Origin of the sequence: Micromonospora sp. DT31, from assembly GCF_049841795.1 — a bacterium.
In the GTDB taxonomy this organism is placed as follows: domain Bacteria; phylum Actinomycetota; class Actinomycetes; order Mycobacteriales; family Micromonosporaceae; genus Micromonospora.
Window position 1 is genome coordinate 1 of sequence record NZ_JBNCKZ010000014.1, and the last position, 24,778, is coordinate 24,778.

Below are 24,778 nucleotides of genomic sequence, written 5' to 3' on the forward strand. Positions count from 1 at the left end.
GGACTGACCCCCGACGACGATCGGAGCCAACGTCGGATTGCTGATGGTGTAGCCGGGCAACGGCTGGTCCCCGGGGGACTCGGAGGCCAGGGCGGCGGTGACGGCCTCGACGGCGAGGACGCCGGTCGCCGCGGACTCCGCCGCTTGCGCCGATCCGGCGCCGACTCCCGCCGTCATGAGCAGCGCCACCGCGACGGCCGCCGCACGTGAAGCACGCTGGGGAAGATTTAGCTTCATTACTCGATGCTCTCCTTACTGTTGGGTCTGCTAACTGCAACCAGTCACGGGAACCGCGTGCTGAGGAAGCAGATTGCCGTCCGGCCCTCCGGCCGGATCAGGTGCACGACGCGTAGACGCCTGCAGCGCCCACCAGAGGTGCGCGGCGGTGGAGATGCAGAGTCACGGGTGCGGTCCTTTCGCAGGTCGGGCGCTGAGCGAGGGCGTGCGTCAGCGGGGCGTGCGTCGGCGGGCATGCGCCATCGGGGCGTCCGAAGAGGGGGAACGGACGGCCGGTGAAAGGCGCTCAGATGCGAGGCGAACCGCTTTGATTAGCGGCCTGACGCGCCCAGCGGATGGGTCCGCCGATGCGGTCGACGGGTAGCCTGGCAGAAAATTTCAGCCAGCGGAAGATCTCATCAGCCTGAATGTTCGAGCGAGAGTGCGGCGCTCGACACAATGATGAGAAAGAGCTCGAGGGCCTGCCGCACATTGCGAGTACATTCCGCGCCCATCTTGAGCATGCACATTGACTTACCTGATTAGCCAACTGATAGTTCGAACGATCAGGCCCGAAGCCACTCCGGTCAGTTCGTTGGAAGGAGTCACATGAAGACTCGTGTCATGCGCCTGCTGGCGGTGGCGCTGCTCGCCACGCTCGGCGGGCTCGCCGCTCCCAGCTCGCCGGCGTTGGCCGCGCCCACGTTCAAGGTGCCGTTCCCCTGTGGGCAGGCCTGGTCCGGGCAGACCCGCTCGAACCACAGCCCCGCGAACGCGGTCGACTTCAACCGCACCGACGACGCCGGCGACCCGGTCGTCGCGAGTGCGCCCGGCACGGTCGACGTGGTGAAGAACCTGGGTGACACCAGCTACGGCCGCTACGTACGGATCAACCACGGCGGCGGCTACACCACCTACTACGCACACCTCAGCGGATTCAACGTCTCCGTCGGCCAGAGCGTGCAGCACGGGCAGGTCATCGGCTACGTCGGCACCAGCGGCAACTCCTCCGGCGCACACCTGCACTACGAGCAGCGCCTCGACGGCAGCGACATCAAGGTCCGCTTCAACGGCACCCTCGCCCTCTACTGGGGCACCCGCACCTACACCAGCGACAACGGCTGCTCCGCCCCGGCGCCCGGCACCGCCACCGGCACCGTCAACACGGCCAGCGCACCCCTGACCGTCCGCTCCGGACCCGGCACCGGCTACACCTCCGTCGGCACCGTCACCGACGGCACCCGAGTCACCATCTCCTGCCAGACCACAGGCACCAGCGTCACCGGCACCTACGGCACCAGCACCATCTGGGACCGCATCGGCACCGGCCGCTTCATCTCCGATGCCTACGTCTACACCGGCTCCGACGGCTTCATCCCCGGCGTACCTCGCTGCTGAGCCCTGGTCGGTCCTCGATCCCGCTGCCCCGAACGCCGGCAAACGCCGGCAGTCGATCTAAGGAGAATCCTCGTGCGAAAAGTACCGCCCGGAACGGCACGTTCACCCTGGCGGCGACGAGCCGCAATCGCCCTGACCTCGGCCCTCGCCCTGGTCGCTGGCCAACTGGGGGTCATGGCCGGCCCCGCGGCAGCCGATGGCGTGATCAACGGCAACCCGGCGTTCATCCAGTTCTACGTCAACAACGTGGAGAACCTGTCGCGGGTCGACGACGTCTGCCCGGGTGACTGGCAGGACCTCGTCTACTACATGAAGAGGTACCAACTGAGCCCGGACATCTACCTCGTGCAGCAGATCAGCGGCCAGACCCAGATCAACGCACTGGCCAAGCGGATGACCGACGAGCTGAAGGGGACGTACGTCGGTATCGCCGCCGTCGCCAACCCCACCGTCACCAACAATGGGTGCGACAAACCGCAGCAGACGACCGGCATCATCTACCGGCCCGGCCGCTTCGAGGTGGTCAATCAGGGCCGCTGGCGCGCCAACCGCCTCGATGGCAGCTGCATCAACGAAACCAAGGACCGCTCGGCCCACCTCGGCATCCGGTTCCGCGACACGATCGCCAACAAGTACGTCAGCGTCTCGACCGTGCACTTCCCGGTGAAAAGTACCGGCGGAAACGCCTGCATCGACCACAACATCACCGAGTCGGGCGCCGAAACCGCCGAACTCGGCGCCACCAACCTCAGCGTCTGGGGCGGTGACCTCAACATCAGTGACCGGGACGGCTCGACGTTCCGATCCTGGTACAACAAGGTCAACGGCGACCGCGGCGGCGCCCTGGGCTGGCGCGATGCCATCTACCACGCCTGCAACAAGGCCAACCCCGCCACCGTGGCCGCCTGTGCCGCCGCCAACGGGACCCTCGGCAACAGTGCAAACCGCTACGACTACCTCTTCTCCAAGCTGCCCGGCGGTGCGAAACCCCGGATCGAGAACGCCAAGACCATCAGCTTCGACGAGGGTGACGCCGCCGACAACTACTACACCAACAGCGACCGCGAGGACCGGAACTACTCCGACCACCGAGCGGTGCAGGCCCGGATCTTCTACACCGCCGGCTGATCCGCCGGACCGCCGGTAGCGCTGCGTCTCACCGTGGCCTCAAGGAGCTGCTCGATTTCGGCTCCTTGAGGCCACCGCGTGGCGACGCGACCGAGGCCGCCCGCAACGGTGCCTGACCCGCACCCGGGTACACGCGCCACGGGGGCGCGTGTGGCCGGCGTGCGCGCCGACGCCGGTAGAAGGCGACGCGCCGGTGTCGGAATCACCGACAGGGACCCGCAGATGGAGGGATCGATGAGCGGCGCACCACGCTCCGGCCTGGGCCGCCGCCTCGACCCGTCCTGGAGCGAACTGTCTCGACACTTTCCCCGCCTGCGTACCGCCACGGGGGCTGCGCGGGTGGGTGACCGGCGACCTGCTCCCGGCCGCCGTCGTGCTGCGGCGGGCTCGCCATCCCCCCGGCGAGCCCGCCGCTCACGGTCCCTGGTGGGGGCGGCGGCATGACGATGTACGTCTCGCGTAACGCGACGTCCGGCCAGTCCCCGCGCCCCGAGCCCGGGCGGACGTCCTCCCCGGGGCAGCTGAGGCACGCTGACCCGCCGCTGCTCACCTTCGTGTGGCGTAGGCTGTTCGCGCAGCAGGCCCGCGAGGGCGGTCGCCGGTGACCGGGCCGCAGCGCCGACTTGCGGCGCACCGGCTCGCGTCGGCCGAGGTGGAACATCTGCCGATGCGTCCGCTGTGGCTGTGCCGCCGATGCGGCAGCCGTGGCCCTGCGGCGCGGCGAAGCTCGCGCTCCTGGCCGAGTACCGAGAAGTGCCGGTGAGCCTGTTCGTCTGCCTGGCCGGCTGTCTGCACGACGCGATCGACGACCTGCACCGGCTCAACCCGAGCGTCACGGGCAGCGCCGCCGCAGATCCCTCCGCCTGATGAGCGACGCGGTCGCGCAGGCCTGCGCGGAGTCGATCGCCCAGCAGAACAGCGGTCATCCGGTGAGTGTCGTGTGGCACGGGGGCGAGCCCACCGCCACACCCATCGGGCTGTTCCGGGATCTCTTGGCCCGGTTCGAGGAGTTGCGGCGCGCGGGGCTGGTGCGTCACGAGATCCAGGCGAACGGCACGCTGATCAACCGCCAGTGGTGCGGAGCTGTTCACCACCTACGGGTTCGAGGTCGGGGTCGGCATCGACGGACCGGGCGCGTTGAACCGGAACCGCCTCGATCTCTTAATCCGCGGGTTCGGGGTTCGATTCCCTGGCGACGCACCAACGAACAAGACCCTGGCCTGGTGGTTCACACCCCGGGCCGGGCCTTGCTCGCGTACGCGGACGGTGGGTGGTCGTCCGGTGCCTTCTTCGGCATCCACGCGCGGCCGGCCGCCGGAGCCTACGCTGGCGGCGTGGTGGGGCAGCCTCGGGTCCGGGTGCAGGGGGATCTCTATCACCCGGTGGTGCCGCCTGGTGCCGTGTATGTGGGGCGGCAGGGGTTCGGGTTGCGGCGTTCTCCCTGGGCCAATCCGTTCAGCCTGCGAAAACATGATCGGGCGGAGGCGTTGCGCCTCTACCGGCAGTGGCTTGTGGGGCAGCCGGCCCTTGTCGACCGGGCGCGGCGGGAGTTGGCGGGGAAGCAGTTGGCATGCTGGTGCCGCGTGGAGGATGCGTGCCATGCCGACGTGCTGGCCGACGTCATCGGTTGATGTGCAGCCGGTATCGAGCAGGGGGTCGTCTCGGTGCGTAGACGCCGCCGATGCTGAAGGATTGCGGCCTTGCAGCCTGGTTGCCCACGTAGAACGCGACGTCGCGGTCGGCGGCGCAGAGCTGGGCGAAGAGCTTGTGCCTGAGCTGCTCGGCGGCTTCCGCGTCGGGGAGTTGGCGCAGGCGGCGTTGTAGGGCGACGAACTCCCAGTCCCAGAGCTTCTGACGGTGACCGCGGCATCGACGGTCCGCGCATCGGTAGCGGTAGGTGCCGGTGAAGCGTGGTGCGTCGAGCGGGCTGCGCTTCTCCGGTTCCAGCAGGTCGAACTGGTTGAGATAGCCGGCGATCTTCTTGCGATCCTCCGCCGACCAGCCGGGATGCCGCTTGACCTGAAGATCGGCGATGTCTGCCGCGCGGATCAGCGCGATCGACGGTGCCTTCGGGTCGTCGCGGGCCTGTTTGTTGAGCTGGCACATGGAGTCCTCGACGAGTGGGTCGAGGAGGTTTCGTCGTGACCGCCAACCGCCAAGGTGCCGTTCGGTGGTGATGGTGGCCGCGATCGGTTTCCAGCTCTCGCGCCGCTGGTCCTGCCTGGCTGGCAGTGCGTCGACGTGGACGATGTCGTACTTGTGGAACTTGCTGTCGTCGTCAAGAGCGCGGTAGTGGATCGGGTAGAGGCGAATCCAGCCCGTCCACGGTGGGTCGATGCCCAGTGCTCCGACGCAGACCGTCTCCCCGTAGCGCGCCGAGGGGTTGGGTGCCGCCTTGACCGTGATCAGGAGGCGGAGTTTGGCTGGGCGTGCCAGGGCAGGCCGCGGGTTCGGATCTTCGTCGGTGCCCGGTCCCCACAGCGGAAGTTGGTCCAACGGAACCACCTACCTTGCCGAAAGCTTCCATCCAAACACTTTGAGTTACATAGACAGTCTCACATTCGAGTGGGCAAGGGCCACCCGCGCGGACGCCATTCGGTCGCGGGTCCGGCGGCCGGCCGGCGCGTACTGGTCCGATGGCGCGCTGCACGACGTGGGCCGGTTGGTCGATAATTTTGCTGCCACCCGCACCGGGCACCTCGACCACGTCCCGTACGAGCCCGAGGAGGGACAGTGCTCGCTGAACCGACCGGCAGCCCGGAAACGATCCTCGTCTGCGTCAGGGGCAACTCCGGCGCAGGCAAGAGCACCATCGCTCGGGAGCTACGACGCCGGCACGGCCGGGGTTGCGCCCTGGTCGAGCAGGACTACCTGCGCCGCATCCTGCTGCGCGAGCGGGACAAGCCGGGCGGCGCGGCACCGGCGTTGATCGGGCAGACCGTCCGGTTCGCCCTCGACCACGGCTATCACGTCGTCCTGGAGGGCATCCTGTACAGCGGGCGCTACCGCGGCATGCTGACCGCCCTACGGGACGGCCACCGAGGACGGTCACTGTTCTGCTATCTCGACGTGTCCCTGGCCGAGACGCTGCGCCGGCACCTCACCCGCCCGCAGGCCAACGAGTTCACCAGCGAGCGGATGAGCGGCTGGTACGCCGCCCAAGACGTCCTGGGCTGGCCCGACGAACTCGTCCTCCCCGAGACCACCGGGCTGGAACAGGCCGTCCCGGCAATCGCCGCTGCCGCGGGGCTGCCCCAGACCGGACGCGACGACGACCTGCTGCCGAATGTTCCGTAGAGCGGTCCGGCCGGCTACCGGTGATGCCGTTCGAGCCAGCCCTCGATGGTGGTGAAGTCGTGTCCGGTCAGCCCGAGACCTGGGTCGACCCGATGCAGCAGGGCCGGACCCGCGTGATGAGTCGACACCCACTGCTGATCGGTGTGGGAGATCTCGTCGTCGACCCAGACGAAGGGGCGTCCCTGCGCCCACTCGACCAGTCCGCGGGTCTTCCAGTGCAGGACACCGACCTCGTCGGAGTCGGGCCAGTCCACAACCGGCAGGGTCGGTAACCCCAGCAGGGGCGCGAGCACGTCGTTCGCGTCGCTCATCCAGGTCGTCGCCCACACCAGATCACAGGGCAGGGCCTTCAGCCGGCGGCCGTGTTCCGGATCGACCCTGTGCAGCAGGGATGAGCGTCCGCCGGTAGGGCCGGCGCCTCGGTGCGGCCATGCGACGTGCCCGGCTGAGCCGGCGTTGGTGTTCCGAACGGGGTGAGGGTGCCGTCCACGTCGAGGAACAGCAACGGGTGCGGCGGGGGAGCGGACATGACCCAGGAGGCTAACCCGCACCCCGCCGCACGGCCCTGCGGCCCTCAGTAGTCGATGTTGATGGCGGCGATCTGGCGGCTGCCGTTGGAGACGATGGCCGGGCCGGCGAAGCGGGAGCCGGCGTAGGTGAGTGCCGTCTTGTGGCCGGGGCTGTTGAACCAGGCCTCGATCATCTGCTCGGGTGTGGCGGTGCCCGACGAGGCGAACAGGACCTCGTGACCGCAGTGCTGCAGGCCGCTGCCCGCGTCCAGGTTCTTCCGTACGCAGGTCTCCGCGTCGCGGTGCTGCGCGGTGCCAAGCTTGACCTCGGCCAGCCCGAGCGCCTGACGGCGCTCGTTGAGCAGCACCAGCAGCCGTCGTTCCGCGGCCGACACGCCCGTCGAGGTGGTGGTGGACGTGTTCGCGGGTTTGGCCGACGACCTGGTCGGCCTCGGCGACGTGGTGGGCCGCACCGACCTGCTGGGGCTGGGGCGTGCGGTGGTCGGGGACGGCCGGGCCGCGGTCGGGGAGGGTGTGAGCACCGGTTCGGCGGCGGGCTCGGTGACGGCGGCCGGCGGCTGCACGGCCGCCACGCTCGCCGGCTGACGCGCGGCGTCCGGGTAGGTGGCGGCGATGATGCCTGCCCCGCCGAGCACGGCGACGGCGGCGACCGCGCCGACCAGGGTCTTGGGCAGGGCCGCGAGGCCGGACCGCCGTACCCCGGCGGTCGTGGCGTGTGCGCCCGGTCGGGCGAGGTGCGGCGTGCCGGCGGCGGTGTGCAGCGTGGAGGTGACGTCCGAGGCGAGGCCGGTCGGCGGCGGCGTGAGTGCCAGGCCGGCCAGCAGCCGCTCGGCGGGGACCAGATCCGCCGCCACGTTCGGGCAGTGCGCGCAGGTCCGCATGTGTCGCGCGAACCGCTTGCGCCACAGTGGCGAGGGCCGGCCGTCCCAGTCGGTGGCCGTGTGCGCCAGACCAGCGCAACCCGGCCGGGCGGTCAGGGCCCGCACCACCAGCCGGGCGGTGTCGAGCTGGGCCTTCATCCGGGCGACGCGGACGGTCACGTGGTGGGGTTCCAACCGGAGGGCGTCGGCCAGGTCGGCGCGGGAGAGGTGCCCGGCCTCGACCAGCCACCACAGGGACAGCAGGTGACGGTGGTCGTCGTCCAGCCAGCGCGTGGCCAGGACGACCTCCCGGCGCTGGTCGGACAGGCGGAGCTGGGTGAGGGTCAGGTCCTCGAAGTCGGAACCCGGGACGATCATGTGGTCGATGTCCTCCGACGGCGCGGGTGTGGTGTGCCGGCGTCCGGTGTGGGTGCGGATCTCGTTCATGGTGACGGCCACCAGCCACGACCGGAACTGCTGCGGTTCGCGGACACCCGCCAGCCCGCGCACGACGTTCAACATCGTGTTCTGCACCACGTCGTCGACGTCCGCCGACCGGTTCAGGGCCCGGCCGACGATGTTGTAGACCAGCGGTAGACAGTGCGAGACCAGCTCGTCCATCGCCGTTCGGTCGCCGCGGCGGGCCGCGTCCACCACCGCCGACATGTCGGCCCTGCCCGGGTACGGGTGATAGGACACGCTCACAACCTCGCCTTCGCGGAACGATCTCGTACACCGTGGAGACTGTCCGGTACGCGGTCAGGTCACAGAAAATGCGTGACGTGTCGGAGCGCTCGACTACGGTCTCCGCCATGCCATTGATCACAATCACCGACGACGTCACAGGCGCGCCGGGCGACCCGCCGTCAGCATCCGCGCGGTGCCCACCTCGGCAGTGAGCACGAACGGCGGATGCGGGCGGGTGCTCACCTCGACCGGGGAAGCCGATTGCTGCGATCATGGGCTGATGCGGGACGCGGCATGAGCATCACGTCGGTGATCAACTATAAGGGCGGGGTCGGCAAGACCACCATCACCGCGAACCTGGGCGCCGAACTCGCCGCCCGTGGCCGCCAGGTCCTGCTGATCGACCTCGATCCCCAGTCCAGCCTCACCTTCTCGTTCTACCCGGCCGCCGACTGGGAGCGGGACCTCGCCTACGAGAGGACCATCCTGCAGTGGTTCGGTTCGGTGCTGGCCGAGGAGCCCACCGACCCGCTGCACCCGTACGTGCTCACGCCGGAACCGGCGAACGCGCTGCTGCCCGACGGCGGTCGGCTCGACCTGGTCGCCTCCCATCTCGGACTGGTCGATGTGGACCTGGACATCGCCGCGGCGCTCGGCGGGTCGCGCTTCCAGCACGGCAGCCCGCACTTCCTGCCGCTGCACCGGGCGCTCGCCGACGCGCTCGCCGCCGAGGAGTTCGCCGGCTACGACGACATCCTGATCGACTGCGCGCCGAACTTCACCATGGTCACCCGCACCGGCATCGTCGCCAGCGAGCACATCCTGACCCCGGCGAAACCCGACTATCTGTCCACACTCGGCATCGACTACCTGCGCAGCAAGGTCTCCGAGCTGGTCCGCGACTTCAACCGGGTCGCCGCGCCCGGACCGACGATCGACCCGCAGTACCTGGGCGTGGTGTTCACTATGATCCAGTACGCCGGGGGCGGGCCGATCAACGCCTCGCGCAACTACATGAAGCACACCGACAGCCTGGAGGTCCCGGTTTTCCGGCAGACCATCCGGGAGAACAAGACCCTGTTCGGCACGGCCGGCGAACGGCGACTGCCCGCCGTGCTGGTGCCGAACGCCAACGAGACGGTGCAGCACGAGCTTCGGCAGCTGGCCAGCGAGTTCCTGGCGCGCACCCGCCTGTGAGAAGGAGAGTCCCGGTGTCCAACCCCGCCGACCTGGCCCATGCCGTCCTGCTGCGGGTGGCGGAGTTCGTCCGCGCGCTGCCCGCCGACCAGCTCGCCGCGCTGGCCGACGGCACCGCGAAGCTCGCCGTGGTCGACCGGACCCGGACGCGGACCGCCGCCCGGCCCGCCGCCACGACCGCGGCCGGCGTGGACGCCGACCGGGTCCGCGCCGACCTGGCGGCGATCGGTGACCGCGCGGCCGGCGCGCGGTACCTGGCCGACCTGAAGCTCACCGTGGCGAAACTGCGGGCGCTGGCCAAGGAGTTGGGCATCGCGGTGCCCGGCAAGGCCAGGAAGGCCGACATCGAGGCCGACATCGTGCAGTGGACGGTGGGCCGGCGGCTGGACTCGGCGGCGATCAGCCGTCCGTCGGAGGCTCGGAGCTGACCCCGTCCTCCGGCAGGAGGGTCGCCCGCACCTCGGCGAGCACGTCCGCCCAGAACGCCGGCGGGGCGGCGCCGCGCAACTGCCCGGCGAGGTGCTCGGCCAGCCGGCGTGCCTCCCGCCTGGTGAACGCCGCCGTCGCCTCGTCGCCGAGCGGCGGCCGCGGCCGGGCCGGGGCGTCCAGCGGCACCGGGTCGCCGGTGCAGACGATGTCGAGGTGCCCGATGGTGCGGGTCAGCGCCACGTAGAGCAGCCGGTGCCCGCGCTCGTCGCCGGCCACGATCTCCGCCGGCTCGACCACCACCACCGCGTCGAACTCCAGGCCCTTGGCCTCCTGCGGGCTGATCAGGTTGATCGCCCCGCCCAGTTCGCCCCGGTCGGCGCTGCTCCAGGCGATGCCGTTGGCGGCCAGCGCCGCCTCGACCGGGCGTCGCTGCCGCGCCGGGCAGACGACACCGACGAACCGGCCGGCCTCGGCGTGCTCCCGCGCCACCGCCACCGCCCGCCCGGCCAGTTCGGCCAGGCCGACGCGGTGCACCCCGGTCTCCGCCGGCCCGTCCCGGACCACCTCCACCGGCGCCACACCCGGCGCGGCCACCGGCAGCAGCGCCGCCGCCGTCGTGTACGCCTGCCGGGGTACGCGGTAGCCGTAGCGCAGCGGGGCGATCTCGACCGGATGCACGGCGGGCAGATGCGCGAGCACCTCGTCCCAGGAGTCGCGCGCCCAGGCGCCGGTGGACTGGGCGAGGTCGCCGACCACCGTCAGCGACCCGGTGGCGCTGCGCCGGGCCACCGCGCGCAACTGCATCGGGGACAGGTCCTGCGCCTCGTCGACCACCACGTGCGCGTACCGTCGGCCCGGCCCGTCGATCAGGTGCGCCAACTCGTCCAGCAGCGGCAGGTCCGCCGCCGACCAGGTCTCCCGGGACAACCGGTCCGCGCCGCGCCGGTGCAGCGCCGTCACCTCGGCCGGGCTGAACGCGTCCCCGGCGGCGGCCCGCAGCCGGGCGGACGAGCCGAGCAGGTCGCGCAGCAGGCCGGTCGGCGTCTGTTGTGGCCAGAGCCGTTCGGCGAGGTTGTCGACCGCGTCGGACCGGCCGGGGTTGACGCCGGTGCGGTCCGCCACCAGGGTGGCGAGCCGGTCGCGCAGCAGCCGCCGCCGGCCCGCGTACGGCAGGGCGGCGGCGCGCGCAGCGGCGAGTGCCTCGGCGACCTCGGCACCGGGCAGCGTGACGAACCGGCCGCCGACCAGCAGCCGTTCGGCCGGGTCGGGGGCGCCGACCCGAGCGTCCAGCGCGCGGGCCAGCAGGCCGGCCATCCGGGCCTCGCCCTTGATCCGGGCGACCGCGTCGGGTTCGACGCGCCCGCGCGGGACGTCCGGGGCGAGCCGGCCCACGTCGCGCAGGTCCACCCCGTCGTCGCCGAGGGTGGGCAGGAGTCGGCCGATGTAGCGCACGAACGTCGGGTGTGGACCGACCACCAGCACGTCCTGGGCGGACATCTCGGCCCGGTGCTGGAACAGCAGCCAGGACACCCGGTGCAGCGCCACGGCGCTCTTGCCGGTGCCGGGGCCGCCCTCGATCACCAGCACCTGCTCGCGCGGGGCGCGGATCAGCGCGAACTGGGCGGCCTGGATGGTGGCCACGATGTCCCGCATGGTGCCGGTGCGCCCGCGGCTCAACTCGGCAAGCAGGTGGGCGTCCACGGCCTCGGCGATCTCGGCGAGGATGGTGTCGGTGAGGTCGTCGATGGTGTTGCCGGTGCAGGTGAAGGCGCGCTTGCGGCGTACCCCGGCGGGGTTGTCGGGGGTGGCCTCGAACCATCCGGTGGCGGCCGGGGCCTGCCAGTTGACCACCAGCACCTCGCCGTCGGCGTCCCGGATCAGGTGTCGTCCGACGTACCGGGTCTCGCCCGCCTCGTCGTCGATCCGGCCGAATGCCACTGCGTGGTCCGCCACCCCGAGTGCCCGGACGGCGGCGTCGGCGTAGCGGCGCAGGTGGGCGGCGGCGGCGCCGTTGGCGGCTGCGGACGGCATCCGGGCCAGTTCGTCGCGACGCCGGTCCCGCTGGGTGGCCGCGGCGTCGAAGTACGCCTGCTCGGCGGCGATGTCGGCTGACCTGGACACCACGCGGCCCCCTCTCCCGCCGGCGCTGACGGTCCGGCCGACGGTCGGATCACCGTACCGTCCCTCGGGTGGTGGCCGCACGGCCCGCGGAGACGGCTCATCGGGTTGTCGAACGTCGATCGACCCGGTCCGGACATCGGACTCGCCCGCATCGTCAACCCAGCGTTGACGGCACGGGTTCGTCAACCTATGGTTGACGCATGACCGAAGCAGAGCCGCTCAAGATGACCCATCCGGTGCGCCTCGACGACCTGATCGCAGGCATCAAGAAGGCGCACGCCGATGCGCTCGACCAGCTCGCCGGCGCGGTGCTCGTCGCCGACCACCTGGACGACGTCGCCGACCACCTCATCGGGCACTTCGTCGACCAGGCGCGCCGCTCCGGGGCGTCGTGGACGGATATCGGCCGCAGCATGGGAGTGAGCAAACAGGCCGCGCAGAAGCGCTCCGCCGCCAAGGCCGAGGCCGCGGCGGTCGACCCGAACGGATTCGGCCGGTTCACCCCGCGCGCCCGCAACGTGGTGCTGGCGTCGCAGGAGGAGGCGCGCGCGGCCGGCAACGACGAGATCACCCCCGGGCACGTCGCGCTCGGGCTGCTCGTCGAGCCGCAAGGGCTGGCGGCCGCGACGATGGCGGCCCAGGGCGTACCCCCGGATCGGCTTCGGGAAGCCGTCACCGCGACGCTGCCGGCGCGGGCCGACCGGGTGCCGGACCTGATCCCCTACGACGCGCGGGCCAAGAAGGTGCTGGAGCTGACGTTCCGGGAGGCGCTGCGGATGGGGCACAACTACGTCGGCACCGAGCACATCCTGCTCGCACTGCTGGAGGAGGAGGGCGGCGACGGCGTGCTGCGCGGGCTCGGCCTGCAGAAGTCGGCCCTGGAGCCGGCGTTCGAGGCGGTGCTGGCCGAGATCGCCCGCAACGGGGCGGCCTGACCGGCACGCCGGGCACACGGCCACGGGGGCCGTGTGCCCGGCGTGCCGGAATCAGTCGGCGGTGGGGAAGCCGTAGCGGGCGGCGTGCTCCGGGTCGGCCGGGTCGACCTGACGGATGCCGGCGTCGGCGAGGCGTTTGTTCACCTCGTCGAGGTGTTCCCGGACCAGCCGGGCCTCCTCCTCGGTGACCCGGCCGCGGTGCGGTCGCCCGGCGTGCTCGACCGTGCCGTAGTCGATCTTCTCGGTGGCGCGGCGGGCCTTCGGCGGCTTGACCCGCTCGGCGGTGCGCAGCAGCCGCGCCATCGGCACGTCGGTGGCCATCGCGTCGAACTCGCTGGCGGTCAGCACCACCCGGCGCGGCTCACCGTCGCCGTGCCGGTCGTGGATCTCCACCACGGCCACGTCGAGCGCGGCGTCGTCGATGCTCTCCACCTCGACCGGGGTGGCGTCCAGGCGCACGGGGCCGGCGACCAGGTCCGGGTGCTCCAGCACGACGACCTTGACCACCTCGTCGTCGGCGCCCAGCACCTGGCCGGTGAAGTCGGAGACGTGGATCGTCTTCTTGCCCATGCGCGGAGCTTCTCCTGTCGTAGGCCGAAATCGGACCACAAGACGCTACCGCACAGGTGTGCGAAGTCCGGACGCGCGGCGGCCGGTGTGTCGGCGGACGTCAGCCCGTGGTGAGGCCGTGCCAGGCGGAGGTGGGCTGCGTGTTCCGCTCGGTCCACGAGGCGGCCCGGTGGCGGACCCCCCGGTACGCCCGCTGTGCGGGGAAGCGTCCGGCGTCGGCGATGTCCTGCCAGCCGCGTTCCGCGTCCTGCTGGAATCGGTCATTCGGTTCGTGAGGCATGACCACTACCGTCCCAGAGAAACTTGTCCATGTATGGAAATGGATGTGACGCGGGCCCGGCGTCCCCGGTTCCCGGAAGCGCCGGAGCCCTGCGGCCGGCGGCGGACGAAAAGATCGGCGTCCGTCGCTGGCGTGCCGACCCTCTACCCACCGGGCGGGCGGCTCAACCCATGCCCGGCAAACGGGTTCCGCCCGCACCGGCCTACCACCGCGGCGTACCATGATCACGTGCTGGATCGGCGGATGTTCCTCCACCTGGCGACCTGGCTGGGTCAGTGGCCCGCCGGTCCCGGGTTGCACGTCGTCCGGTCGCACCGTCGGGCCCGCCCGGCCTGGGACGGCCGGCTGCGCCCGGCCATCGCGGTCGCGACCGGCGACAGCACCGTGCTCTCGGTGGCCACCGACCGGGTGGAGGCCGTCCGCGCGCTGGTCCGGCGACGGCCGCCCGGCGAGTGGCTCGCCGAGCTGCCGGCGACCGTGGGCACGCCGGAGTTCACCGCACACACCTCCGTGCTGCGCTGGTGCGTCGACCCGGCGCCGCTGCCCGAGGTGGGGGAGTGGTTACCACCAACGCTGCCCGACCTGCCGCCCTGGCTGAAACTGTTCGACCGGGAGGTGCTGCTGGTCCGGGACGCCGACGGCGCATACCTGGCCGGGGCGGGCATCAAGCGGCACGACGCGTACGGGCACGAACTGGCGGTCGGCACGGTGCCGGCGGCGCGCGGGCGGGGGCTGGCTCGGCGCCTGGTCGCGCAGGCGGCCCGCCGGGTGCTGGACGAGGGGGCGGTCCCCACCTACCTGCACGACCCGGTCAACCACGCCTCCGCCCGGGTCGCCGAGGCGGCCGGATTCCCGGACCGGGGTTTCACCTCGTTCGGCGTCTTTCCCCGCTGACCGGTCGGCGCGGACCGTGGATCCCGGGCCGGATCCACGGTCCGCCGCCTTTCCTCCCACGGGCCCCGACATCGGTAACGCTATGTGCGTATCGGGGCGGCGGGCAAGGGGTGGCGCGCGCGTTCCTCCTGTCCGGTTGCGGACTTGACCTGGGGAATCGCTGATCCCCCCGCGATCGGCGTCGGTGACGCAGCGTGTGGATCAGGGTGGGCGCCGTCGGGCCGGCTCAGGCGGCCAGGCCGAGGGTCCGCGCCGCCGCGCGCCCGTTGGCGTAGCTGGCGCCGTAGGTGGCCACGAACGCCCGCGCGGCGCTCGGCCGCCAGGTGCCCGGCCAACCCATCTCGACCACCGTCACCGGATGGGCGGCGGCCAGCGCGTCGACCAGATCCCGCGCCCCGGGCAGCCGATGCAGGTGCCGCCCGACCAGCACGAGCGGGCGGACGCCGGCGAGCCGACGCAACTCGGCCGCGTCGGTCTCGCCGGCCACCGCGCTCACCTGCTCGACCTCGGGGGGCAGGTGCGGGCCCAACCCCCACGGCACCCGCCCCTCCGCGATGGTGGAGGTGGCGTGCACCTGCACCACGAGCGGCGTACCGATGCCGCCGAGATCACCCTCCACGCGCACCGCCCGCAGCGCGGCGGCGTACCCGAGCCCTTCGACCGGCGGGGGCGGGGCGTCGACGGGCCCGACCCCGGCGGCGAGGGCGGCGACCCGGCCCGCCGCCTCCTCGACCCGGGACCGGGTCAGCCGGCCGTCGCCGAGCGCCGCGACGATCTCCGCGGCCACCCGTTCGACCAGGTCGGCGTCGACCCGCGCGCCGATGCACAGCAGGTCCGCGCCGGCGGCCAACGCGCGGACCGCGCCGGGACCGGCGCCGCCGGCGACAAGCACCGCGCCCTTCATCTCCAGCGCGTCGGTGACGATCGCGCCGGTGAAGCCGTACTCGACGCGCAGCATGTCGTGCAGGACAGCACGGCTGAACGTGGCCGGCCCGTCACCGGTCAGCGCCGGCACCCGGATGTGGGCAGTCATCACCGCGCGAACGCCCGCGTCGACGGCGGCGGCGAACGGCGGCAGGTCACGTTCCCGCAGCACGGCCGGGGGTACGTCGACGGTGGGCAGCTCGTGGTGGGAGTCGGCGACGGTGGCGCCGTGCCCGGGGAAGTGTTTGGCGCAGGCGGCCACACCCGTCGACTGGAGACCGGTGACCGCGGCGGCCGAGTGGACCGCGACCCGCTTCGGGTCGGCGCCGAACGAGCGGGTGCCGATCACCGGGTTCTCGTCGGCGGTGTTCACGTCCACCGTGGGCGCCAGGTCGAGGGTGACGCCGAGGGCGGCCAGGTCCGCGCCGATCGACGCGTACACCTGCCGGGTGAGGTCCGGGTCGTCGACCGCGCCGAGCGCGGCGTTGCCCGGGTACGGGCTGCCGGTGGCGTGGGCCAGCCGGGTCACGTCGCCGCCCTCCTCGTCGATGGCGACGATCACGTCGGGGCGGCCGGCGCGCAGCGCCGCGGTGCAGGCCGCCACCTGGGCCGGGTCGTGGACGTTCGTGCCGAACAGGGTGTGCCCGGCGAGCCCGTCGGCGAGCAGGTCGACCGCCCAGTCCGGCGGAACCGGCCCGGGATGGGCGGCCAGCAGCGTGCCCAGCGCGAGCCGGCGCAGTCCTGGATCCAACCCCACGAGTGTCCCCTTTCCCTGCCGGGTCGTCCGAGCTGCCCCGATGGGGGTGGCCGATACGCTGGCGGGCGCCCCACGGCAGGCGTTTTGTGGTTAGCAAACTTTACTGAAAATCGAGGACGTTGGCATGAGTGCGACCCGGCTGCCCGGCACCCCCCGACTCCTGCGGGCGCTCAACGACCGTGCGGCGCTGGAGCTGCTGTTGGAGCGCGGCCCGCTGACCCGGGCCCGGATCGGCGAGCTGACCGGGCTGTCCAAGGTCACCGCGTCGCAGCTCGTCGAGCGGCTGGAGGAACGCGGCCTGGTCGCCCGGGTCGGTGAGCAGGCCGGTGGGCGGGGCCCGAACGCCCAGCTCTACGCGGTCCGGCCGGGCAGCGCGTACGTGGTCGGCGTGGACGTGGGCGCGGAGCGGGTGGTGGCCGCCTGCGCCGACATCACCGGCGCGGTGACCGGCCGGGTGGAGCAGTCCACCCGGGACACCGACGACCCGGTGGGCGTGGTGCACAACGCGGTGGTGCAGGCGGCCGGCAGCGCGGGGGCGGAACTGTCCACCGTCCGCCGGGTCGTGCTCGGCACCCCCGGCCTGGTCGACCCGCAGACCGGCGACATCACCTTCGCGTTCAACCTGCCCCGCTGGCACAGCGGCCTGCTCGCCGCGCTCCGCGAGGACCTGGACACCCCGGTGGTGTTCGAGAACGACGTGAACCTGGCCGCGGTGGCCGAGGCGCAGTCCGGCGCGGCGCGGGGCACCGCCGACTTCGTCCTGGTGTGGGTGGACGCGGGCGTCGGACTGGCGATCATGTTGGGCGGGCGGCTGCACCACGGCAGCAGCGGCGCGGCCGGCGAGATCGGCTACCTGCCGGTGCCCGGCGCGCCCATCCCGCGGGACGCCGCCAAACGGGCCAAGCCGGCGTTCCAGCAACTCGTCGGCGCCGACGCGGTGCGGGCGGTGGCCGCCGACCACGGGTTCGCCGTGGCGATGTCGGCCGAGCCGGGCGTGGCCGCGGCCGAGGCGGTACGCGCGGCCGTCGCCGCGGGGGCCGCCGGTGAGCCGATGCTCGACGAGCTGGCCCGCCGGCTGGCCCTCGGCGTGGCGAGCACCTGCGTGGTGCTGGACCCGCCGCTGGTGGTGCTCGCCGGCGCGATCGGGCAGGCCGGTGGGGCGGCGTTGGCCGACCGGGTGCAGCACGAGGTGGCCGCGATCACCCTGGTGCGGCCCCGGGTGGTGACCACCGGCCTGCCCGAGGAGCCGATCCTGCGGGGCGCGCTGCGCACCGCGCTGGACGCGGTCCGCGACGAGGTGTTCGGGTCGACGGTCGGCTGACTCCCGTCCGTCCGCCCGCCCCATGCGAAGGAATCTTTCACCAGCCGCTCTCCGTTCGCAAGGAGTTGCCGATCAGATGAGGTCGCGGCGGCGGAACACGGTGAACGCGCCGGCCACCAGCGCGCCGGTGAGCGCCAGCAGAACCACCAGCCCCGACATCCAGGTCACCGTGTAGGAGCCGTCGCAGAAACCGTCGAACCCGGTGGTGCAGCCACTGCCGTCCCAGAACCGCACCCCACCGGTCAGCCAGGCCGCCAGATAGCTGGACAGCATGAACCGGTCCGACTGGCCGACATCCAGGATCTCGAACACCATCCGTGCGCCGAGTTCCCACACCACGAGGTACGCGGCCACCGCGCCGAGCGCCGCCGACGTGTGCCGCCCCACCGTCGCTATCGCGAACCCGAGTGCCGCGGCGAGCAGCACCAGCGCCAGCCCACGCCCCCATTGCCCGGCCAGCGAAGACCAGTCGGTGCGCCCGATCAGGCCGGACGCCTGGCCGATCAGCCAGAACGCGCCGAGGTATGCCGCCGACGCCAGCACCGACAGCCCGAGCACCCCGCCCAGCAGCGTGCCCAGCTTCGCGGCGAACACCGCCGACCGGCGTGGCCGCCACAGCAGCAGGTTCATCACCCCGCCCGAATTCAGGTCCGCCCCGATGTACGAGGCGCCGACCAGGAAGCCGAACAACACCAGGAAGGCGATCAGGAAGTAGAGCAGCGATTCGGCCTCCTCGGCGAAGACGAAGACGTCGACCAGGTAGTCGGCCGCGGTCGGCAGGCTCTCCGCCCGGGCCGGGTCGATCTGGGCGCAGTCGCGGGGCAGGTACTCGTCCTCACCCGGGCTGAGGCTGCTTTCCTTGATCCGCACGCAGCGGTCGAACGCCAACTCCATCTCGCGCACATCATTGGCGGCCCGCACCTCGGCCCGGCTCAGCTCGACCGCCGTCGGCCGGTGCGAACCGCCGAGCGTGATCACCGCGGTCAGCGCGAAGGCAACGCCCAGCAACACCACCATGAGCTGCACGAAGCGTCGGGCGGCGAGCCGCTCCAACTCGGCACGGACAAGGTTCACGCGTCCACCCCCGGGGTCTCCCGTACGTCGAGGTCGATCACTCCGTCGTACGCCGGCGTGCCGTCCACCTGCCGTGGCAGCGCGGCCTGCTCCCGGTCGGCGGTCAGCTCCAGGAAGACGCTCTCCAGATCCGGCCGCAGCGGAACCAGCTCGCGTACCCACAGCCCCTGCTCACCCAGCGTGCGGCTGATCGCCTCCGGGTCGACCACGCCGGTCACCACCAGATGGTCCGGGTGGGCCGTCACCGACAGGCCGGCGCGGCCCAGCACCTGCTCGGCCCGTTCCGGCTCGGCCACCCGCACCTGCCACTGGTGCTGGTCGAACCCGGCGAGGACCTCGTCCACCCGCCCGTGGGTGACCCGCCGGCCCCGACTGATGATCGTCACGTGGTCGCAGATCACCTGGATCTCGGCGAGGATGTGACTGGAGAGCAGCACGGTCACCCCGGCCTCCGCCAGCGACCGGGTGAGGTCACGCATCTCCCGGATGCCGGCCGGGTCCAGCCCGTTCGCCGGCTCGTCGAGGATCAGCAGCTCCGGGTCCTTCAGCAGGGCCGAGGCGACCGCCAGTCGTTGCTTCATGCCCAGCGAATAGCCGCGCACCCGCTCGTCGCCCCGGTCGCGCAGGCCGACCCGCTCCAGCACCTCGTCCACCCGGCTGGTCGGCACGCCGCCGGCCAGGGCCAGCAGGCGAAGCGTCCGGTGGGCGGTGAAGTTGGCGAAGAACTGCGGGCTCTCCACGATCGCGCCGACCCGGCCGGCGACCTGCGGCAACCGCTCCGGGGAGTCGACACCGAGCACGCTCATCCGGCCGGCGTCCGGGCGGACCAGCCCGAGCAGCGCGCGCAGCGTGGTGGTCTTGCCGGACCCGTTCGGCCCGAGGAAGCCGTGCACCTGGCCGACCTCGACGAGCATGTCGAAACCGTCGACGGCGACGCGGCGCCCCCGACGCAGCGTGTGGAACGTCTTGCGGAGACCGGCGATCTCGATGGCCGCGCTCATCCGCGCACCCTCCGGCAGCGGTCAGGCATGGCTTGTTCCTCCGGCGACGGTGACAGGTGACACGGCGCCCCACCCTATGGCGGCGGCGCCACCCATGGGGGGCGGCCGGCCGGCTGCGTGGTTGGATGGTCGGGTGACTGGTGACCTGATCCCCGGCGCCGCGGGCGCCGCCGCCCCCTCGACCGTGGACGCGGATCTGGTGGTCAGCCTCGACGGGGTCGCCGTCAGGCGGTCCGGCACCGCGCTGGTGCACGACGTCGACTGGCGGGTCGAACTGGACGAACGGTGGGTGGTGCTCGGGCCCAACGGCGCGGGCAAGACCACCCTGCTCAACCTCGCCGCCGGCCGGTTGCATCCGAGCAGCGGCATCGCCCACGTGCTCGGCGAGCGCATCGGCCGCACCGACGTCAACGAGCTGCGCACCCGGATCGGCCTGTCCACCGCGACGCTTGCCGAGCGGATCCCCACCGACGAGCGGGTCACCGACGTGGTGGTGACCGCCGCCTGGTCGGTTGTCGGCCGGTGGCGGGAGAACTACGACCGCGCCGACGAGGCGCGGGCCGCCGCGCTGCTGAGCCAGCTCGGCGTCGGCCACCTCGCCGACCGCGCCTACGGCACGCTGTCCGAGGGCGAGCGTAAGCGGGTGCAGATCGCCCGCGCCCTGATGACCGACCCGGAACTGCTGCTGCTCGACGAGCCGGCCGCCGGGCTCGACCTGGGCGGTCGGGAGGATCTCGTCGCCCGGCTCGCCGAGCTGGCGTACGACCCGGACGCGCCGGCGATGGTGCTTGTCACCCACCACGTCGAGGAGATCCCGCCCGGCTTCACCCACGCGCTGCTGCTGCGCGAGGGGGCAGTGGTGGCCCAGGGCCTGCTCACCGACGTGCTCACCGCCGACAACCTGTCGAAGGCGTTCGGCCTGCCGCTGGTCGTCACGCGGTCCGGTGACCGCTGGGCCGCCCGCGCCGCCTGAGCGACGGGACGCCACCGTGTCGCAGACCCGGATCGCCGTCGTCGGCAGCGCCAACATGGACCTGGTCGGCATCGCCGCCGCGCTGCCCCGCCCCGGCGAGACCGTGCTCGGCGACGACTTCGTCATGCTGCCCGGGGGCAAGGGCGCCAACCAGGCGGTCGCCGCGGTACGCGCCGGAGCGTCAGGCGTCTTCCTCGGCGCGATCGGCTCGGACTCCTTCGGCGTGACCTTGCGCGCCCGGATGACCGCCGCCGGGGTGGACACCAGCCACCTGCGGGTGGTCTACGGGCCCTCCGGGGTGGCCCTGGTCATGGTCGGCGGCGCGGGGGAGAACGCCATCCTGGTCACCCCCGGCGCGAACGCCGCGTTCACCGCGCCGACCGCGGAGGAGCTGACCGCCGTACGCGAGGCCGACGTGCTCGTCGCGCAGCTGGAGGTTCCGGTGGAGACGGTGACCGAGGCGGCCCTGGCGGCCCGGTCCGCCGGCACCCGGGTGGTGCTCAACGCGGCGCCGGCCCGGCCGGTGCCGGCGGAGTTGCTGGACGCGACCGACCTGCTGGTGGTCAACGAACCGGAGGCGCAGGCGCTGACCGGCCGGGGCCGGGACGAGCCTTCGGCGCTGCTCGACCTGGTGCCCCGGGCGGTGCTCACGCTCGGCGGCGACGGCGCCTGGTTCGTCGACCGGGACCGGCCGGCGACGCACGTGCCGGCGGTGCCGGTGGACGTGGTCGACTCCACCGCGGCCGGGGACGCGTTCACCGCCGCGCTCGCCGTGGCCTGGGGGGAGGGCCGGGACCTGACCGAGGCGGTGCGGTGGGCGGCGGCGGCCGGCGCGGCCTGCGTCCGCAAGCTCGGCGCGTCCGTGGCCCTGCCGGACCGTGCCGAGATCGACGCGTTGTTCGGCGGGTGATGACAGGGGCCCCTCCACTGCCGGCGGCGTGGGGAAGGGGCCCTTCCTCACACCTCGTCGGTGAGGCGCTCGCCGCGGCGGCGCAGCATGCCGAGCCCGGGGATGCCGGCCACCGCGAGCTTGAGGTCGCGGGTGACGTCCAGCAGGTCGTGCAGGTCGGGGCCGACCCGGTCCAGGGTGGCCAGGATCGGCAGCACGTCCGAGGTGAGGTGCTGCTTGAGCTTCGGCAGTTCGTCGACGAGCCGGATCGCGGCGGTCACCTCCTCCGGGCTGAGCTGCTCGACGAAGCGGGCCGCCATCGGCGCGGCACGGCGCAGCGTCGACTCGTACGCGGCCAGCAGCTCACTCGCGGTGCCGGCCGCCTTCTCGGCGGTGGCAAGCGTGCCGGCCGCCCGCGCTGTCACGGTGACCGCCTCGTCCACCACGCCGGCCGCGCTCCGCGCCACCCGGTCCGCCTCGCCGACCACCACGCCGGCCGTGGCGGACACCCGTTCGGCCTCGGCGACCACCACCGCGGCCGCGGCGGCCACCTCGGTCGCGGTGTCGATCGCGCCGGTGGCGGCGGCGCTGATCACCGCGACCTCGCGGACCGCCGCCTCGGCGTCGGTGAGCACCCGGTCGGTGCGGTCGAGTGTGCCCTCGATCCGGTCGACCACCCCGTCGATCCGCCGGACCAGCGCCTCCACCTGGTCGAGCACGGCGAACGCGCGGGCCGGCACCCCGGCGAAGGTGGCGGCGGAGCCGAGCGCCTGGTCGAGGGCGGAGCGGGTGAGGCCGAGTACGGCACCGGGCCGGGGGAGTGGGATCGCCATGCGGACCAGTGTGCGTCGTCGCGGCCACCGGCGCCGGTCGACGCCGGCGCGGAGCGGCCCCGGTCACGGCCGGGGGTGGCGGAAGTCGGGTCGCCCGCGCCGGTGTCGGCGGGACGCCGGGTCACCGCCGGTCGCCCTGTTGCTCGACGGCGCGTTGCACGGCCCGGTAGATCTGCCCGAACCGCAGCGCGTCGGGCGTGCGGACCAGCATCGTCTCCTGCCCCTGGTGCTGTACCCACAGTTCGTGCACCCGGTTGCCGCGCTCGTAGGAGCGGTCCAGCCAGCCGAGCGGCACCTCCAGGAACGGGGTGAGGGCCAGCCCGATCACCACGAACGCGGCCAGGATGACCAGGGCCAGTTTCCACTGGCCACGGTCCTGCGCCGACCAGGCCAGCGACAGCACGCAGACCACGGCGACCAGCGGCGGCAGCGACAGCAGCAGGACCAGGATCCCGCGTCCCAGGACCCGTCCCCGGACCGCCAGCGTGGTCGTGCCCCGGGCGTGCCAGACGTACGTGACGTCGGCGAGCGCGACGACCTGCCCGCCGGAACGGATGGCCTGCGAGGTGACCTGGACCGCCTCGTCCCGGTAATAGAGGGTCATGAATCAGCCTAACCGCGCGGACCGGTAGCGTGGCGGGCATGACGGGGCATGATGGGGCGGCAACCGGCGACGAGCAGGCGCGCAACGTCGAGGTGGTACGGCGTTACCTGCGGACCTTCGTCACCAAGGACCTGGCCGAGTTGGCCGAGGTGGTCGACGAGGACGTGGAGATCTACGGTTCCGGCACGGCGGTACGCGGGCGCCGCTATCCCGAGGCCGCCGTCTCCTCGCCCGGCCTGACCGTGCTCGACCAGGAGATCAAGGAGATCTTCGCGGCCGGCGACCGGGTGGTGGTGTCGGTGGCGCAGACCTACCGGCGGGACGCGACCGGGGCGACGACGGTGCAGAGCGCCTGCAAGATGTACCGGTTGGCGGGCGGGCGCATCGTGCAGTTCTGGGGCGAGCAGGACACCTACGGCCTGCTGCGTGGGCTGGGTCTGCTGCTGGACGAGCCGGTCACGTTCTGACCGGGGGCGGGCCGGCCGGGCGCGCTCTCCATCGCCCGCTGCACCGCGCGGTAGATCTGGCCGAAGCGCAGCGCGTCGCGGGTGCTCAGCAGGCACACCGGCCGGCCCTGCCAGCGCGCCCACATCTCCATCTCCCGGCTGCCCCGGGTGTAGGAGCGGTCGAGGTGTTCGAAGAGCACGTCGGCGAGCGGGCCGACGGCGAGGCCGAGGAGCACCGACACCCCGACGATGGCGATGGTGACCACGGCGGACCGATGCAGCCAGAGGGCCAGCGCGATGCCCAGCAGCGCGGCCACCAGGGGTCCGACGAGCGCCGCCCCGATCGCGCCCCGGCCGGCGAGCACCCGCCAGGACCGGTCGCCCCGCCGGTGCCACACCGTGGTCAGTTCGGCAAGCGGGTAGGTGTGCTCGTCGACCCGTACGGCCGTGGAGGTGACCCGCACGGACCGGTCGTCGTAGTACGTGATCATGGCTGCGCTCCCGGTAGCGGGACGGACACCACACTGTCTACCCCAACGAGGCGAGTCGTAAGGTTGGCACGCGACTTCGACGAGGAAGTGAGGGCAGCGTGGGCGAGCTCGTCAGGCTGGACGTGAAGGACGGCATCGGCACCATCCGGCTGGAGCGGCCGCCGATGAACGCGCTCAACACCCAGGTGCAGGAGGAACTGCGCGCCGCCGCGGCGGCGGCCACGGCCGACGCGCAGGTGCGCGCCGTGATCGTGTACGGCGGTGAGAAGGTCTTCGCGGCCGGCGCGGACATCAAGGAGATGGCCGATATGTCCTATGTGGACATGGCGGAGCGGGCCGCGGACCTGTCCAGCGCGTTGGGCGCGATCGCGCGGATCCCCAAGCCGGTGGTCGCCGCGATCACCGGGTACGCGCTGGGTGGCGGCTGTGAGCTGGCGCTGGCCTGCGACTGGCGGATCGTGGCCGAGGACGCCAAGCTCGGCCAGCCGGAGATCAAGTTGGGCATCATCCCGGGCGCCGGTGGCACCCAGCGGCTGGCCCGACTGGTCGGCCCGGCCCGCGCCAAGGACCTGATCATGACGGGCCGGATGGTCGACGCGGCCGAGGCGCTGCGGATCGGTCTGGCCGACCGGGTGGTGCCGGCCGCGGAGGTCTACGACGCCGCCGTGGCGTACGTGAAGCCGTTCCTGACCGGACCGGTGCAGGCGCTGCGGGCGGCGAAGGCGGCGGTCGACGGCGGCCTGGACATGGACCTCACCTCCGGCCTGGCCTGGGAGAGCCAGCTCTTCGCGGCGCTGTTCGCCACCGACGACCGGCGTGAGGGCATGGCGGCGTTCGTGGAGAAGCGCAAGCCGGGCTTCACCGGCCGCTGACGCGAGGGCTGTTCACACGCACGCTACCGGCCAGTAGCGTGACAGCGGTCG

26 protein-coding genes and 2 pseudogenes are annotated in these 24,778 nt (G+C 72.5%); 16 read left to right on the forward strand and 12 right to left on the reverse strand.

Annotated elements, in window-relative coordinates; all coding sequences use genetic code 11:
* The first annotated feature begins 825 nt into the window (after nucleotides 1–825).
* From ACLQ2X_RS21245 to ACLQ2X_RS21270, 6 genes and pseudogenes are all read left to right on the forward strand, one after another.
* Nucleotides 826–1,614, forward strand: coding sequence for a peptidoglycan DD-metalloendopeptidase family protein (locus tag ACLQ2X_RS21245; RefSeq protein ID WP_425682826.1), 789 nt, complete (start codon nucleotides 826–828; stop codon nucleotides 1,612–1,614).
* Nucleotides 1,615–1,788: 174 nt separating this feature from the next.
* Nucleotides 1,789–2,742, forward strand: coding sequence for a hypothetical protein (locus ACLQ2X_RS21250; RefSeq protein WP_425682827.1), 954 nt, complete (start codon nucleotides 1,789–1,791; stop codon nucleotides 2,740–2,742).
* 440 nt (nucleotides 2,743–3,182) lie between these two features.
* Nucleotides 3,183–3,347, forward strand: a complete 165-nt coding sequence (gene amcA, locus ACLQ2X_RS21255) for a multiple cyclophane-containing RiPP AmcA (RefSeq protein ID WP_425682828.1) — start codon at nucleotides 3,183–3,185, stop codon at nucleotides 3,345–3,347.
* A pseudogene (locus tag ACLQ2X_RS21260) lies at nucleotides 3,344–3,609 on the forward strand (hypothetical protein). Before amcA ends, ACLQ2X_RS21260 begins: the two are co-directional and overlap by 4 nt.
* Nucleotides 3,591–3,900: pseudogene (locus ACLQ2X_RS21265) on the forward strand (cyclophane-forming radical SAM peptide maturase AmcB); the annotation flags it as partial. The pseudogenes ACLQ2X_RS21260 and ACLQ2X_RS21265, both read left to right, overlap by 19 nt.
* A 227-nt stretch (nucleotides 3,901–4,127) precedes the next feature.
* On the forward strand, nucleotides 4,128–4,373 hold the full coding sequence (locus tag ACLQ2X_RS21270) for a DUF4326 domain-containing protein (protein WP_425682941.1): 246 nt from the start codon (nucleotides 4,128–4,130) through the stop codon (nucleotides 4,371–4,373).
* Here the strand turns inward: ACLQ2X_RS21270 and ACLQ2X_RS21275 are convergent.
* Complete coding sequence (locus ACLQ2X_RS21275; RefSeq protein WP_425682829.1) at nucleotides 4,363–5,247, reverse strand: hypothetical protein; 885 nt, start codon at nucleotides 5,245–5,247, stop codon at nucleotides 4,363–4,365. The genes ACLQ2X_RS21270 and ACLQ2X_RS21275 overlap by 11 nt on opposite strands.
* A 228-nt stretch (nucleotides 5,248–5,475) precedes the next feature.
* Here ACLQ2X_RS21275 and ACLQ2X_RS21280 point away from each other — a divergent pair, with 228 nt between their 5' ends.
* Nucleotides 5,476–6,039 carry a kinase gene (locus tag ACLQ2X_RS21280; protein WP_425682830.1) on the forward strand — a complete coding sequence of 188 codons (564 nt, stop codon included), beginning with the start codon at nucleotides 5,476–5,478 and terminating at the stop codon, nucleotides 6,037–6,039.
* A gap of 14 nt (nucleotides 6,040–6,053) precedes the next feature.
* Here ACLQ2X_RS21280 and ACLQ2X_RS21285 read toward each other — a convergent pair whose 3' ends face one another.
* Nucleotides 6,054–6,350, reverse strand: coding sequence for a hypothetical protein (locus ACLQ2X_RS21285; RefSeq protein ID WP_425682831.1), 297 nt, complete (start codon nucleotides 6,348–6,350; stop codon nucleotides 6,054–6,056).
* 263 nt (nucleotides 6,351–6,613) lie between these two features.
* Nucleotides 6,614–8,128, reverse strand: a complete 1,515-nt coding sequence (locus ACLQ2X_RS21290; RefSeq protein ID WP_425682832.1) for a sigma-70 family RNA polymerase sigma factor — start codon at nucleotides 8,126–8,128, stop codon at nucleotides 6,614–6,616.
* 282 nt (nucleotides 8,129–8,410) lie between these two features.
* Here ACLQ2X_RS21290 and ACLQ2X_RS21295 point away from each other — a divergent pair, with 282 nt between their 5' ends.
* Together ACLQ2X_RS21295 and ACLQ2X_RS21300 are read left to right on the forward strand one after the other, a co-directional pair.
* Nucleotides 8,411–9,313 (forward strand): ParA family protein, encoded by a 903-nt coding sequence (locus tag ACLQ2X_RS21295; protein WP_425682833.1) that lies wholly within the window; start codon nucleotides 8,411–8,413, stop codon nucleotides 9,311–9,313.
* A 14-nt stretch (nucleotides 9,314–9,327) separates the two neighbouring features.
* The gene (locus tag ACLQ2X_RS21300; RefSeq protein WP_425682834.1) at nucleotides 9,328–9,741 is read left to right on the forward strand and encodes a hypothetical protein; all 414 of its coding nucleotides are present in this window, start codon (nucleotides 9,328–9,330) and stop codon (nucleotides 9,739–9,741) included.
* Here the strand turns inward: ACLQ2X_RS21300 and ACLQ2X_RS21305 are convergent.
* Nucleotides 9,713–11,866 carry a HelD family protein gene (locus tag ACLQ2X_RS21305; protein ID WP_425682835.1) on the reverse strand — a complete coding sequence of 718 codons (2,154 nt, stop codon included), beginning with the start codon at nucleotides 11,864–11,866 and terminating at the stop codon, nucleotides 9,713–9,715. The two genes, ACLQ2X_RS21300 and ACLQ2X_RS21305, sit on opposite strands and share 29 nt — an antisense overlap.
* A gap of 197 nt (nucleotides 11,867–12,063) precedes the next feature.
* Between ACLQ2X_RS21305 and ACLQ2X_RS21310 the strand changes: the two genes are divergently transcribed.
* Nucleotides 12,064–12,798: a Clp protease N-terminal domain-containing protein gene (locus tag ACLQ2X_RS21310; protein WP_425682836.1), complete on the forward strand. Its 735-nt coding sequence runs from the start codon at nucleotides 12,064–12,066 to the stop codon at nucleotides 12,796–12,798.
* Between the two features lie 51 nt (nucleotides 12,799–12,849).
* Here ACLQ2X_RS21310 and ACLQ2X_RS21315 read toward each other — a convergent pair whose 3' ends face one another.
* Nucleotides 12,850–13,368, reverse strand: a complete 519-nt coding sequence (locus ACLQ2X_RS21315; RefSeq protein WP_425682837.1) for a hypothetical protein — start codon at nucleotides 13,366–13,368, stop codon at nucleotides 12,850–12,852.
* Nucleotides 13,369–13,468: 100 nt separating this feature from the next.
* Entirely contained in the window at nucleotides 13,469–13,648 is a 180-nt protein-coding gene (locus ACLQ2X_RS21320) for a DNA repair protein (RefSeq protein ID WP_425682838.1), read from the reverse strand.
* Nucleotides 13,649–13,891: 243 nt separating this feature from the next.
* On the opposite strand from ACLQ2X_RS21320, the gene ACLQ2X_RS21325 reads away from it, so the two are divergent.
* On the forward strand, nucleotides 13,892–14,542 hold the full coding sequence (locus ACLQ2X_RS21325) for a GNAT family N-acetyltransferase (protein ID WP_425682942.1): 651 nt from the start codon (nucleotides 13,892–13,894) through the stop codon (nucleotides 14,540–14,542).
* Between the two features lie 226 nt (nucleotides 14,543–14,768).
* Here the strand turns inward: ACLQ2X_RS21325 and ACLQ2X_RS21330 are convergent, their stop codons facing one another.
* Nucleotides 14,769–16,223 carry a glycoside hydrolase family 3 protein gene (locus ACLQ2X_RS21330; protein ID WP_425682839.1) on the reverse strand — a complete coding sequence of 485 codons (1,455 nt, stop codon included), beginning with the start codon at nucleotides 16,221–16,223 and terminating at the stop codon, nucleotides 14,769–14,771.
* Between the two features lie 124 nt (nucleotides 16,224–16,347).
* Between ACLQ2X_RS21330 and ACLQ2X_RS21335 the strand changes: the two genes are divergently transcribed.
* Nucleotides 16,348–17,544, forward strand: coding sequence for an ROK family transcriptional regulator (locus ACLQ2X_RS21335; protein ID WP_425682840.1), 1,197 nt, complete (start codon nucleotides 16,348–16,350; stop codon nucleotides 17,542–17,544).
* Nucleotides 17,545–17,616: 72 nt separating this feature from the next.
* Here ACLQ2X_RS21335 and ACLQ2X_RS21340 read toward each other — a convergent pair whose 3' ends face one another.
* Together ACLQ2X_RS21340 and ACLQ2X_RS21345 are read right to left on the reverse strand one after the other, a co-directional pair.
* On the reverse strand, nucleotides 17,617–18,618 hold the full coding sequence (locus ACLQ2X_RS21340) for an ABC transporter permease subunit (RefSeq protein ID WP_425682841.1): 1,002 nt from the start codon (nucleotides 18,616–18,618) through the stop codon (nucleotides 17,617–17,619).
* Nucleotides 18,615–19,619, reverse strand: coding sequence for an ABC transporter ATP-binding protein (locus tag ACLQ2X_RS21345; protein ID WP_425682842.1), 1,005 nt, complete (start codon nucleotides 19,617–19,619; stop codon nucleotides 18,615–18,617). Before ACLQ2X_RS21345 ends, ACLQ2X_RS21340 begins: the two co-directional genes overlap by 4 nt.
* Nucleotides 19,620–19,713: 94 nt before the next feature.
* Here ACLQ2X_RS21345 and ACLQ2X_RS21350 point away from each other — a divergent pair, with 94 nt between their 5' ends.
* Together ACLQ2X_RS21350 and ACLQ2X_RS21355 are read left to right on the forward strand one after the other, a co-directional pair.
* A complete protein-coding gene (locus ACLQ2X_RS21350; protein WP_425682843.1) occupies nucleotides 19,714–20,592 on the forward strand; it encodes an ABC transporter ATP-binding protein in 879 nt (292 codons plus the stop codon).
* Nucleotides 20,593–20,608: 16 nt separating this feature from the next.
* Nucleotides 20,609–21,502 (forward strand): ribokinase, encoded by an 894-nt coding sequence (locus ACLQ2X_RS21355; RefSeq protein WP_425682844.1) that lies wholly within the window; start codon nucleotides 20,609–20,611, stop codon nucleotides 21,500–21,502.
* A gap of 47 nt (nucleotides 21,503–21,549) precedes the next feature.
* On the opposite strand, the gene ACLQ2X_RS21360 is transcribed toward ACLQ2X_RS21355, so the two are convergent.
* Together ACLQ2X_RS21360 and ACLQ2X_RS21365 are read right to left on the reverse strand one after the other, a co-directional pair.
* A complete protein-coding gene (locus ACLQ2X_RS21360) occupies nucleotides 21,550–22,314 on the reverse strand; it encodes a hypothetical protein (protein ID WP_425682845.1) in 765 nt (254 codons plus the stop codon).
* A gap of 121 nt (nucleotides 22,315–22,435) precedes the next feature.
* Nucleotides 22,436–22,918 (reverse strand): DUF6232 family protein, encoded by a 483-nt coding sequence (locus ACLQ2X_RS21365; RefSeq protein ID WP_425682846.1) that lies wholly within the window; start codon nucleotides 22,916–22,918, stop codon nucleotides 22,436–22,438.
* A gap of 38 nt (nucleotides 22,919–22,956) precedes the next feature.
* Between ACLQ2X_RS21365 and ACLQ2X_RS21370 the strand changes: the two genes are divergently transcribed.
* Nucleotides 22,957–23,385, forward strand: coding sequence for a nuclear transport factor 2 family protein (locus ACLQ2X_RS21370; protein WP_425682847.1), 429 nt, complete (start codon nucleotides 22,957–22,959; stop codon nucleotides 23,383–23,385).
* Here the strand turns inward: ACLQ2X_RS21370 and ACLQ2X_RS21375 are convergent.
* Entirely contained in the window at nucleotides 23,331–23,855 is a 525-nt protein-coding gene (locus ACLQ2X_RS21375; protein WP_425682848.1) for a DUF6232 family protein, read from the reverse strand. The two genes, ACLQ2X_RS21370 and ACLQ2X_RS21375, sit on opposite strands and share 55 nt — an antisense overlap.
* Before the next feature lie 98 nt (nucleotides 23,856–23,953).
* Here ACLQ2X_RS21375 and ACLQ2X_RS21380 point away from each other — a divergent pair, with 98 nt between their 5' ends.
* Nucleotides 23,954–24,727, forward strand: coding sequence for an enoyl-CoA hydratase/isomerase family protein (locus ACLQ2X_RS21380; protein ID WP_425682849.1), 774 nt, complete (start codon nucleotides 23,954–23,956; stop codon nucleotides 24,725–24,727).
* Nucleotides 24,728–24,778 lie beyond the last annotated feature (51 nt).

What these genes read in the sequence shown, in the direction of transcription:
- ACLQ2X_RS21245 (WP_425682826.1), top strand. Translation starts at nt 826, where the DNA reads ATGAAGACTCGTGTCATGCGCCTGCTGGCGGTGGCGCTGCTCGCCACG.
- ACLQ2X_RS21250 (WP_425682827.1), top strand. Translation starts at nt 1,789, where the DNA reads ATGGCCGGCCCCGCGGCAGCCGATGGCGTGATCAACGGCAACCCGGCG.
- amcA (WP_425682828.1), top strand. Translation starts at nt 3,183, where the DNA reads ATGACGATGTACGTCTCGCGTAACGCGACGTCCGGCCAGTCCCCGCGC.
- ACLQ2X_RS21285 (WP_425682831.1), bottom strand. Translation starts at nt 6,350, where the DNA reads ATGAGCGACGCGAACGACGTGCTCGCGCCCCTGCTGGGGTTACCGACC.
- ACLQ2X_RS21295 (WP_425682833.1), top strand. Translation starts at nt 8,411, where the DNA reads ATGAGCATCACGTCGGTGATCAACTATAAGGGCGGGGTCGGCAAGACC.
- ACLQ2X_RS21310 (WP_425682836.1), top strand. Translation starts at nt 12,064, where the DNA reads ATGACCGAAGCAGAGCCGCTCAAGATGACCCATCCGGTGCGCCTCGAC.
- ACLQ2X_RS21315 (WP_425682837.1), bottom strand. Translation starts at nt 13,368, where the DNA reads ATGGGCAAGAAGACGATCCACGTCTCCGACTTCACCGGCCAGGTGCTG.
- ACLQ2X_RS21320 (WP_425682838.1), bottom strand. Translation starts at nt 13,648, where the DNA reads ATGCCTCACGAACCGAATGACCGATTCCAGCAGGACGCGGAACGCGGC.
- ACLQ2X_RS21325 (WP_425682942.1), top strand. Translation starts at nt 13,892, where the DNA reads ATGTTCCTCCACCTGGCGACCTGGCTGGGTCAGTGGCCCGCCGGTCCC.
- ACLQ2X_RS21335 (WP_425682840.1), top strand. Translation starts at nt 16,348, where the DNA reads ATGAGTGCGACCCGGCTGCCCGGCACCCCCCGACTCCTGCGGGCGCTC.
- ACLQ2X_RS21345 (WP_425682842.1), bottom strand. Translation starts at nt 19,619, where the DNA reads ATGAGCGCGGCCATCGAGATCGCCGGTCTCCGCAAGACGTTCCACACG.
- ACLQ2X_RS21350 (WP_425682843.1), top strand. Translation starts at nt 19,714, where the DNA reads ATGGGGGGCGGCCGGCCGGCTGCGTGGTTGGATGGTCGGGTGACTGGT.
- ACLQ2X_RS21360 (WP_425682845.1), bottom strand. Translation starts at nt 22,314, where the DNA reads ATGGCGATCCCACTCCCCCGGCCCGGTGCCGTACTCGGCCTCACCCGC.
- ACLQ2X_RS21365 (WP_425682846.1), bottom strand. Translation starts at nt 22,918, where the DNA reads ATGACCCTCTATTACCGGGACGAGGCGGTCCAGGTCACCTCGCAGGCC.
- ACLQ2X_RS21370 (WP_425682847.1), top strand. Translation starts at nt 22,957, where the DNA reads ATGACGGGGCATGATGGGGCGGCAACCGGCGACGAGCAGGCGCGCAAC.
- ACLQ2X_RS21375 (WP_425682848.1), bottom strand. Translation starts at nt 23,855, where the DNA reads ATGATCACGTACTACGACGACCGGTCCGTGCGGGTCACCTCCACGGCC.